General features: G+C 59.4%; 8 protein-coding genes. 7 read left to right on the top strand and 1 reads right to left on the bottom strand.

Going from position 1 to position 9,691, the window contains the following annotated elements; translation table 11 throughout:
* Window positions 1–248: 248 nt before the first annotated feature.
* Both C8N42_RS20315 and C8N42_RS20310 read left to right on the top strand, forming a co-directional pair.
* The gene (locus tag C8N42_RS20315; RefSeq protein ID WP_245890320.1) at window positions 249–1,328 is read left to right on the top strand and encodes a helix-turn-helix domain-containing protein; all 1,080 of its coding nucleotides are present in this window, start codon (window positions 249–251) and stop codon (window positions 1,326–1,328) included.
* Window positions 1,325–1,831 (top strand): PIN domain-containing protein, encoded by a 507-nt coding sequence (locus C8N42_RS20310; protein WP_028095402.1) that lies wholly within the window; start codon window positions 1,325–1,327, stop codon window positions 1,829–1,831. The genes C8N42_RS20315 and C8N42_RS20310 overlap by 4 nt, the downstream gene beginning before the upstream one ends.
* A 91-nt stretch (window positions 1,832–1,922) precedes the next feature.
* On the opposite strand, the gene C8N42_RS20305 is transcribed toward C8N42_RS20310, so the two are convergent.
* Window positions 1,923–2,990, bottom strand: a complete 1,068-nt coding sequence (locus C8N42_RS20305; protein ID WP_107818240.1) for a hypothetical protein — start codon at window positions 2,988–2,990, stop codon at window positions 1,923–1,925.
* A gap of 226 nt (window positions 2,991–3,216) precedes the next feature.
* On the opposite strand from C8N42_RS20305, the gene C8N42_RS20300 reads away from it, so the two are divergent.
* The 5 genes from C8N42_RS20300 to C8N42_RS20280 all read left to right on the top strand — a co-directional run.
* Window positions 3,217–4,098 carry a recombinase family protein gene (locus tag C8N42_RS20300; RefSeq protein WP_107818239.1) on the top strand — a complete coding sequence of 294 codons (882 nt, stop codon included), beginning with the start codon at window positions 3,217–3,219 and terminating at the stop codon, window positions 4,096–4,098.
* Window positions 4,099–4,232: 134 nt separating this feature from the next.
* A complete protein-coding gene (repA, locus tag C8N42_RS20295) occupies window positions 4,233–5,426 on the top strand; it encodes a plasmid partitioning protein RepA (protein WP_107818238.1) in 1,194 nt (397 codons plus the stop codon).
* Window positions 5,410–6,339 carry a plasmid partitioning protein RepB gene (repB, locus tag C8N42_RS20290; protein WP_107818237.1) on the top strand — a complete coding sequence of 310 codons (930 nt, stop codon included), beginning with the start codon at window positions 5,410–5,412 and terminating at the stop codon, window positions 6,337–6,339. Before repA ends, repB begins: the two co-directional genes overlap by 17 nt.
* A 213-nt stretch (window positions 6,340–6,552) precedes the next feature.
* Window positions 6,553–7,764, top strand: coding sequence for a plasmid replication protein RepC (gene repC, locus C8N42_RS20285; RefSeq protein ID WP_107818236.1), 1,212 nt, complete (start codon window positions 6,553–6,555; stop codon window positions 7,762–7,764).
* 238 nt (window positions 7,765–8,002) lie between these two features.
* Window positions 8,003–9,691 (top strand): ParB/RepB/Spo0J family partition protein (locus tag C8N42_RS20280; RefSeq protein WP_107818235.1); only part of this gene is annotated, 1,689 nt, incomplete at its 3' end.

Raw genomic sequence — 9,691 nt, 5'->3', positions numbered from 1 at the left:
CATCGATATTTGCTGCACATGTCTGCGAACCCTGTCTCAAGTTTAAGGGCAAAAATATCGGAATTAAAGGCAAAATCTCATATTTAAGGGCAAAGCACAGCCGTTGATTTCGTTGAATCTCTCATCTCACAATTAAGGGCTACGCGACAATATGTCGATTTCGGTTGACGATTCTGCCAACCTTGTGTTTAAATATAGATTAGGAAATGGCGCTTATCAACCAAAACAACAACCGCCGGGAGAGGACCATGTTCGGACAAAGGCTCAGGCTTGCCCGCAAGCGGGCTGGCCTATCCATGCAAGCTCTCGCCGACCGCGTGACCCCAAGCGTGTCGGCGCAGGCCATCAGCAAATACGAAGCGGACAAGATGATGCCGTCCTCGTCGGTGTTGGTCGGCCTCGGAAAGGCGCTCGGCGTGTCGCTGGATTTTCTTGTCGGTGGCCAGGTCGAAGCTCTGGAAAGCGTCGAGTGGCGGAAGAACTCGACTGCCTCGGCGCAGGATCGCGCGATGGCGGAAGCCATCGTGATCGAGAAGCTCGAAGACTATCTCGCCATCGAGGACATCCTCGACCTGCATCCGGCTGAAGACCCGTTCGCCGCGCTGCGCGTGGACATGGTAGCCGATGAAGAGGCCATCGACGCCAAAGCGCGGGACGTGCGGCGCGAGTGGAAGCTCGGGATCGACCCCATCCCAAGCATGACCGCCCTGCTCGAAGACAAGGGGCTCAAGGTCATCGAGGCCGATCTACCTGAGCGCATCAACGGGCTGGCTTGTCATGTTGAGCGGGCGGAAGGTGCACCGACTGAGGTGATCGTCGTCTCGCGGCACACCAACGTCGAGCGCAAGCGCTTCAACCTCGCCCATGAGCTCGCGCATCGGATCATCATCGAGACCGGCAATGTCGCGCTGAAAAAGGAGCCGTCCATGCACCGCTTCGCGGGGGCGTTTCTTATCCCGCGCGAGCATCTGGAAGAGGAAGCTGGCCGGAACCGGCACGGCATGACCTGGATAGAGATCATGCGGCTCAAGCGCACCTACGGAGTCTCTGCCGCCGCGATGCTCGTGCGGCTCGGCCAAGTGGGCATTCTGTCGAAGAGCGCTGTGGAATATGCGTTCAAGACCTATGCGCGAAGCTGGCGGCGCGAAGAGCCGGAGCCTATCGGTCCCGGTGAGGGTTTCGCGGCCTTCGAGAAGCCGCAACGCTTCGAGCGCCTCGTTTGGCGCGCGCTCGGCGAGGAGTTGATTTCGCCTGTTCGCGCTGCCCAGATGCTCGGGCTCCCTTTGAGCGTTGTCGAACGTGACATCAGGGGGCCGCGTGACCAGTGACCTGTATCGTCGTCAATGATGCGTCCTGCCTGATCGACCTGAAGAAGGGAGAGTTGCTGCACGTCCTGCTGCGGCTGCCCTATCGGTTCATCGTGCCCCTGCCCATCCGTGAGGAGGAGCTCCTCGACTTCACGGCGCAGGAATGGCGGATGCTCGAAGATGGTGGCCTTGCCACCTATGATCTGCCGGGCGAAGAGGTCGCGCGGGTTTTCGCACTGAAGCGGGAACATAGCCGCTTGTCGGCCAACGACTGCTTCGCCCTCGTGACGACAACCTGCCAGGAGAACGGTATCCTCCTGACCGGCGACAACCTGCTGCGCAAGGTGGCCACCGCCCGCGCCGTGCGCGTTCATGGCGTACTCTGGATCATTGACGAACTGCACGCGGCCGGTGTCTGCGAGGTCGAGCTTCTCATCTCCGCGCTGCAGGTCTGGCGCGCGGATGATGCTGTCTTCCTGCCCGTGGCTGAGATCGACAAGCGGCTGCGCCGTCTCAGCGCATAGCTGCAGAGATTGCCGATCATCTCACCTTCTGGGCATAGGTCTATGGAGGACAGAAGTGCGTCAAGGAATTCGGAAATCCCATCAGCAGCATTCAGTTCGCGGTGCACCACATCCGATAGCGCCCTTGTCTCGTTACCTCACGGATTAGCCCTCGCGCTTCCATCCAAGCAAGGTTGCGCTGAACGGCAGTTCGACTGGCGCCTGTAATGGCCTCGGCCATTGGCGCAGAAACGAGTGGCCATTCCGTAAGTGTGGCGAGCAGCGCCGGAGGGGTCTTACCCGAGAGCGGCGACATTTCGGTTTCTGCCCGCACAAACCAAGACTCAATGTCATCTAGGTAACGCATCGCAGTCAGGCACGACGTCGCCATTCCCTCAAGCCAGCGAGCGAGGCGATCGACCGGCGGGCCACTAACACGGAGCCCCCCTGCCCCGCCCATGGCGAGCGGTGCGAAGATGGCGCCGCTTCCATCGCTGGCCGCGATCCTGGACGCGGTGACGGCGGCTTCCATCTGGTCACCGTGCTGTCCGAGGCCGGCCAGGTTCCAGAGATGAAAGCCCATGCAAGCCCGCGTGATTGGGTGGAGCTCGGCTGCTGCAGCCATTACGTCCAACCATCCGCCCGCGCGATCTTCGAAACGCTCAGCGCAATCTTCTGTGTTCTCGGGATCGCGGCGATCCAGGAAGGCGGCCAAGTCAGCTTTCGGTCCGGGACCGCCTGTCAGGCGCCGAACAGCCCATCCAACTCCTGCCAGCGCATTTGGGTCATCCTGTGCGCCTGACACCCGCATCGATACCCAAAGGGCCAGACGATCAGCACTGACCCTATCCCCTGCGAACCAGCTGAGGTCTGCCGCCTCGATCAGTGCGAGGCGGTGCCGCCAGCCTTCAGGGCCGCGCAGCAGCCGGTCATCCAGAGCACCCAGGCGTCCAGCAACCCGTGCGAGTCGCGCAGCGTGAACGCCTTCTGCCTTTGCCCAATCTTCTATGACAGCAGTGTCGGGCGGTTCTGCCCGTGGCCCGGGAGGCAAATCATCCGGTTCTTCTTCGAGTGGTCCCGGCAGAAACCAGAGATCCTCTTCGTGAGCCTCTTCATCCTCCTCGATGGTGATGAGGGGGTCATTGAAATCATCAGTTAAAGCTGATGCTTGGGTTTTCATATGTGCAAAATACTATCCTTTTGCACATTACCCAAGTGATTTTGTGGCGGTTGCCTTCGCTCTTTATATAGTATGCGCGCGCGACTGCCGGTGGAACCTCTCAGATCGCGCTCAGCGCAAGGTAACCAAGGGTTTTTGGACGAGCGCGACGAGAGAACGCCTACTTGCATTCGTTTACAAACGGTCGTTTATTAGCGATATATTAAATTGCAAACGGCCCGGTTTCATGCCCCTGATTGGCTATGCGCGCGTCTCCACCGAGGATCAGACCCCCCTGCCCCAGTCTGAGGCACTGCAGTCTGCGGGATGCGCCGAGATCTTTGAAGAGCACGCCTCGGGCGGCAATCGCGCGCGGCCCGTGCTTGCACGTGTGCTGGAGCGGATTGGCAAGGGCGACACGCTGGTCGTCGTGCGGATCGACCGGCTTGCGCGGTCTTTGTCGCACTTGCTTGAGGTGATCGAAAGACTGGAGGGCAAGGGGGCGTTCTTCCGCTCGCTCCAGGACCCGATTGACACTGCCTCGCCCCAGGGCAAGTTCACGTTGCAGGTTCTGGGCGCTGCGGCTGAGTTCGAACGCGCTCTGATCCGCGAGCGTACCAAAGCCGGACTTGCCTCGGCACGCTCAAAGGGCCGCGTCGGCGGCAACCCAGGTCTTCGCGCCAAGGACCCTGAAGCGCTGCGCAAGGTGCGGTTGGCACGACAGGACGGCTACATGGAGCGCTTGCACGAGACAGCGCAGGATTGGGTGCCCCATGTACGCCGCCTGCGGCCGGATATGGCCTGGGAAGACGTGCTGCGTATCATCAATGCTCCCCTGCCCCACGACCGCCACTGGACCCAAAGCCGTTTGCTCCGCGCCGTGAAGGCATACGTGGGGGACGGATTCCTGCCCGCTGAAGTGCTTGGACGCGCTGGACGTCGCGAAACCGACGATCGCCTGCCTGCGATTGTCGCCGCAATCAAAGGTGCTGACCCCGAGATCACCTTGCAGGCAATCTGCGACCGACTCGAATCCATGCGTGAGCGCACCCCTCGCGGTCGAACCAGCTGGCAGCCTTCCTCAGTCAGATTGCTGTTGGAGCGTGCTGAAAAGCTGGGGCTCCTCTGAGGATCACACTTGTGTTGGCCTAACCGATTGCCACTAAATCTAGAAAGTGCTTGCACGAATCTGGTTGGTCGGGCAATAGTCTCGAAAAATAACGCGCGGTCACATAAAAAACGCGCCCACGGATCGGGGCAGATATGAGCGAAGTAGAGCAGGATCTAGACATCGCCATCGGGCACTACGCGGAACTTCTCGCGTCGAACCTGCATGCTCAGCGCGCCGCACACTTCCCGCCGGATGCAAAGAAGGTGATGCGCACTTTGACTAGCGGCGAAGCTGCTGAACTCCTTGGCGTCGACCATACCTATCTTCGGAAGCTTCATCGAGAAGGAAAGATCGTTGACGTTGAGACGACGGCTGGAAGTCATCGTCGCTATACGCTCGACGATATCTGGGAAATCCGGCAGACGCTTGAAGGAAACGCAAAAAAGTCTGGAACTTACGTGCCTGGGCGTCGCGACGGTGACGAGCTTCAAGTTGTTTCAGTGGTGAACTTCAAGGGCGGGTCCGGCAAAACGACGACGTCTGCTCACCTCGCTCAGCGCTTGGCGCTCAAGGGGTACAGGGTTCTTGCGATCGATCTCGACCCCCAAGCATCTCTTTCGGCTCTTCACGGAATCCAGCCAGAACTCGACCTTATGGAGGGCGGAACCCTCTATGATGCCGTTCGCTATGACGATCCGGTTCCGATCGCCGAAGTGATCCGCAAGACCTACATCCGCGGCCTTGATCTTATCCCGGGCAACCTTGAACTCATGGAGTTCGAGCACGAGACGCCTGCTGCTATCCAGCGAGGCGGAGCGAAAGCGTTCTTCGCGAGAGTTCATGACGCACTCGATAGTGTTGAAGCGAACTACGACGTTGTTGTGATCGACTGCCCGCCGCAGCTTGGTTTCTTGACGATGTCAGCACTTTCCGCGTCCTCGGGTGTCCTCGTGACGGTTCACCCGCAGATGCTTGACCTCATGTCGATGTCCCAATTCCTGCGAATGACCGCGGATCTCCTGGGAGTGATCAGGGATGCAGGCGCAAATCTGCGCTTCGATTGGCTGCGCTTTTTGCCAACGCGATACAAAGTCGGCGACGCGCCACAAACCGAAGTCATCGCTTTCATTCGCGGACTGTTCGGGAGGTCGGTCCTGACCAATCACATGGTTGAATCGACCGCAATTTCTGATGCCGGCTTGACCAAGCAAACGCTCTACGAAGCTGACAAGAAGGACTTCACGCGTCAGACGTTTGATCGTGCGATCGAAGCCATGAACGCAGTGAACGATGAGATCGCTGAAATCATCCAGAACACATGGGGGCGGAATGGCAAGAAAGCCTAAACTTGGCCTGCCTCTGCAGACCCTTCGCAACGCTCCTGACGCTCTTGAAGGGCGCCGACTGCGTGGCGGTGTATTTGAGATCGATCCGGCGCAGATTGTTACCGAAGGACGATTGGATGACAGGCTTCAGATTGAAGTTGAGGGCCTGAAGAACTCAATCTCCAAGAACGGTCAGCGTGTGCCTGTCTTGGTCCGCCCACTGGAAGGCGATCGCTACAACCTGATCTATGGCCGCAGACGCCTGGAAGCATGTCGCGAACTCGGTATCAAAGTTCGAGCCATCGTCACGGAAGTTGATGGTGATCAAGCGCTTCGAGATCAGCTTCTCGAGAACCAAGAGCGTCGTGATCTGAGCTTTATTGAACGTGCGCTTGTTGCGACGGCGCTTCTGGACGGTGACCATTTGGAAGGGGCTGAGCGCACCAATCGAGGTGTCGCCGAAGTCCTTAACCTCCACGAAGCTGGGGTTTCACAACTCTTGAGTGTCGTTCGGACGGTCGGCGAGGAACTCATCCAGGCAATTGGTGCGGCTCCCGGGATTGGTCGCCCGAGATGGGAAGAGCTCAAAAAGGCCTTGGGTGCCTACGACGGTGATCGAGACCAACTGCAAGCCGTAGCTCATGCAGCCAAGTCCGAAAGTTCCGGCTCGGTCGATGAGGTTTCTGAGCGTGCGTTTCTCGCAGTTCTGGCAGCTGCGAAGAGCCCAGAGAAGAAAGCAAACCCGTCTAGAAAGGGCGTGCCTGCTTTGGCGATCCCCGGTGTCGGAGCTGCGACGGTCAAAACCGGCCGCCAAGGCAAGCAGCTTAAACTCGATCTGACTACGGATGAACCTGATTTTATCAGCTGGTTGGAGGGCAATGCCCCAAAGCTGATTGCCGAGCTTCATGAGCGCTGGAAGCGTTCAGGAGACTGAGGAAGAGCAACCAACAAGAAGGAGGCACGATACAGGCAAAAAGAAAAAGGCCCCGAGAAGCTAGCTTCACGAGACCTTTGTAAGGTTTCGCACCGGGATCAGCCCGCTACAAAATCTCAGTTTTCGCACTTCTGAATGTAGCGTTCTGGCCCCTACCCCGCAAGCGCAAAGCGATTCGCGGGCCGCAGAAATTTTGCCTTCGTGAACGTTTTCATGGAGTACACACCGATTTCGCCGTTTATGCGGCCGATCTCGCACGCCCATCTGCGCGTGATCGAGCGACCCGAGGCATCTGTTCCGGGCAGACCCGTCAACAAGTGGGAACTCCTGCGCGAGCTCTCCAAGGCGCAAGCAGCCTTTGGCGTGTCAGAACGTGATTTGACTGTTTTGCAGGGGCTCCTCAGCTTCTTTCCAGACGATGCACTTGGCGGGAACGCCGAGATGGTAGTCTTCCCCTCGAACAAGGCGATCTGTGAGCGCCTGAATGGTATGCCCTGCTCCACTATGCGTCGTCACCTCGCGCGTCTTGTCGAGGCTGGTTTGCTCCAGCGGCGTGATAGCCCCAATGGAAAGCGCTACGTCCGCAAGCACGGCGAAGAGCGCGTCGCCTTTGGCTTCGATCTTTCCCCGCTCTACTGCCAGTCCGAGGAGATAGCACGGGCCGCAGAGGCCGTACGTGAGGCTGAGGAGCGCGTCAGGCGTCTGAGAGAGGTTGTAAGCCTCATGCGGCGTGATCTCGCGGCCCTCGCAGAGTTCGGAGACGAGATGCAGCCTGGCCTTGGCCTCTGGGATCAGCTTCGTGACACTGCCGCCCTCACAGCGCGTGCGCTTCGCCGCAAGCTTTCAATTGAGGACCTCGCGGCCTATCGAGCCGATCTTGAAGCTCTCCTCGACCAGGCACGCAACATCATTGATGGTCCTGAAACAGAAGAAATGAACACCAATGATGCCCGATCTGAGCGTCACCATCATAATTCAAATAAAGAATCTATAGATCTTGAACCTGCTTTAGAAAAAAGCGGGGCGGCGGCCGGCGTGCCTGATGTGGACAGGGATGAGCCTGTGGCTGACGTCGATGAACAGGACACAAGACACCTACCAAAGATCCCACTGCACCTGGTGATCGCGGCATGTCCCTCGCTCAAGACCTTCTACCAAGGCGAAATCCGGCATTGGCACCAGCTTTTCGATGCGGCATGCCATGTGCGACCAGCCATGGGGATCAGTGCGTCTGCATGGGAAGAAGCGCAGCGGTTCATGGGTCCGGAGCAGGCGTCGATCGTCGTTGCTTCCATGCTGGAACGCTTTGAAGACATCAGATCGCCAGGTGGATACTTGCGAGCTCTAACTGCCAAAGCTGCGGCCGGTGAGTTTTCCTGTGGGCCGATGGTCATGGCGTTGATTGGGCGACGATCTGCAGCTTAACAGCTGTTAAGGTTGAGAGACTGCGTACTGTTCCGCCACCTAGGAACTGACGACTTAACAGCTGTTAAGGTTGAGAGACTGCGTACTGTTCCGCCACCTAGGAACTGACGACTTAACAGCTGTTAAGGTCCTGCCTCGGGAGCGTCAGAATAAGAGAGGGAAAGGGTTGTTGGTTTGAGGGGTGACGGGAAGTGAGATCGGGAGAGTGGCTTCCGGCGCCCGTCGTGGAGAAGATCTGATGGCGAAATCTGCCCAGAAAGTCACCCTGTCCCCGTCCCGGGACATTCCCTTCGACAAGCTCGTGCTGAGCCAGTCCAACGTCCGGCGCATCAAGGCCGGCATCTCGGTCGAGGAACTTGCCGAAGACATCGCTCGCCGCGGGTTGCTGCAAAGCCTGAGCGTCCGGCCCGTTCTGGCTGATGATGGGTCCGAGACCGGCAAGTTCGAAATCCCCGCTGGCGGTCGGCGCTTCCAGGCACTGTCTCTCCTGGTGAAGCAGAAACGCTTGGCCAAGACGACGCCCATTCCCTGCATCGTGCGGGATGCCAATTCTGCGATCCTCGCCGAAGACGACTCGCTCGCTGAGAACATGCAGCGCGCTGCCTTGCATCCACTCGATCAGTTCCGCGCCTTCGTGGCGCTTCGGGAGAAGGGTCAGGGCGATGAAGAGATCGCGGCCGCTTTCTTCGTCACGCCGCAGGTGGTCAAACAGCGCCTGAAACTCGCTGCCGTGGCCCCTGCCCTGCTCGAGCTCTATGGCGAGGATGAAATGACGCTGGAGCAGCTGATGGCCTTCACCGTCAATCCGGATCATGAGCGCCAGGTTCAAGTCTGGGAGGCGATCCGGTCGTCCTGGAACAAAGAGCCCTATCAGATCCGGCGGATGCTGACCGAAACCTCGGTGCGCGCCTCTGACCGTCGTGCCGTCTTCGTCGGCGTCGAGGCCTATGAGGTTGCTGGCGGCACCATGTTGCACGACCTCTTCCAGGGCGATGACGGCGGCTGGCTGGAAGACCCTGCCCTGCTGGATCGTCTCGTCAGCGAGAAGCTTCAGGCTGAAGCCGAAGCGATCGCGACCGAGGGTTGGAAATGGATCGAGGTCTCGCTCGATCTGCCCTATGGCTACAGCCACGGTTTGCGGCGACTGAGCGGAGACCCGGCGCCGATGACGGATGACGAAGGCGCGGCCCATGCCAAGCTGCTTGCCGAATACCGAGCGCTCGAAGAGGAATACGAGGGCCAGGATGAATTCCCCGAAGAGATCGACACGCGTCTTGGTGAGTTGGAAGTCGCGATGGAGAAACTCGAGGCCCGACCGCTGATTTTCGACGCGGAGGAGATCGCACGGGCGGGGGCTTTCGTGACGCTTGATCGCTATGGCGAGCTTGCAGTCTATCGCGGCTTCGTCCGGCCTGAGGATGAGCCACGGGCAGATGTCGACAGCGGTGAAAAGGCGGCAGACGGGCAGGGCGCTGAGCTTTCAGCTGCGAGCAGCACGGATGGTGTCGGCCACGGCACGGTGATCACCTCTGCTGGTCAAGCGCTTGGCGTCAACGTGCCCGACGACGAGGACGATGGTGCGTTGAAGCCCTTGCCCGAGCGGCTGGTCATGGAGCTGACGGCCCACCGTACATTGGCACTGCGCGAAGCTGTCGGGCGCTCCCCTGACACAGCACTCACCCTGCTGCTCCTGAAGCTCGTCAATGACACCTTCCGGACGTCCAGTTCGGCCGGCAGCTGCCTCGAGGCTTCGGTGCGTCACGTCTACATGTCGGCGCAGGCGAGCGATCTGAAGGACAGCGTGGTGGCCAAGCTGGTCGACGATCGCCACGCGGAGTGGGAGGCCGACTTGCCGCTCGGCGACGATGTCGCTCTCTGGGACTACCTGGCTTCCCTCGATCAGGTGAGCCGGCTGTCCCTGCTAGCG

The sequence above is a fragment of the Celeribacter persicus genome (assembly GCF_003050785.1).
In the GTDB taxonomy this organism is placed as follows: domain Bacteria; phylum Pseudomonadota; class Alphaproteobacteria; order Rhodobacterales; family Rhodobacteraceae; genus Celeribacter; species Celeribacter persicus.
The sequence above is the reverse complement of the archived record's forward strand: the minus strand, read 5'-3'. Positions and strand labels throughout refer to the sequence as shown.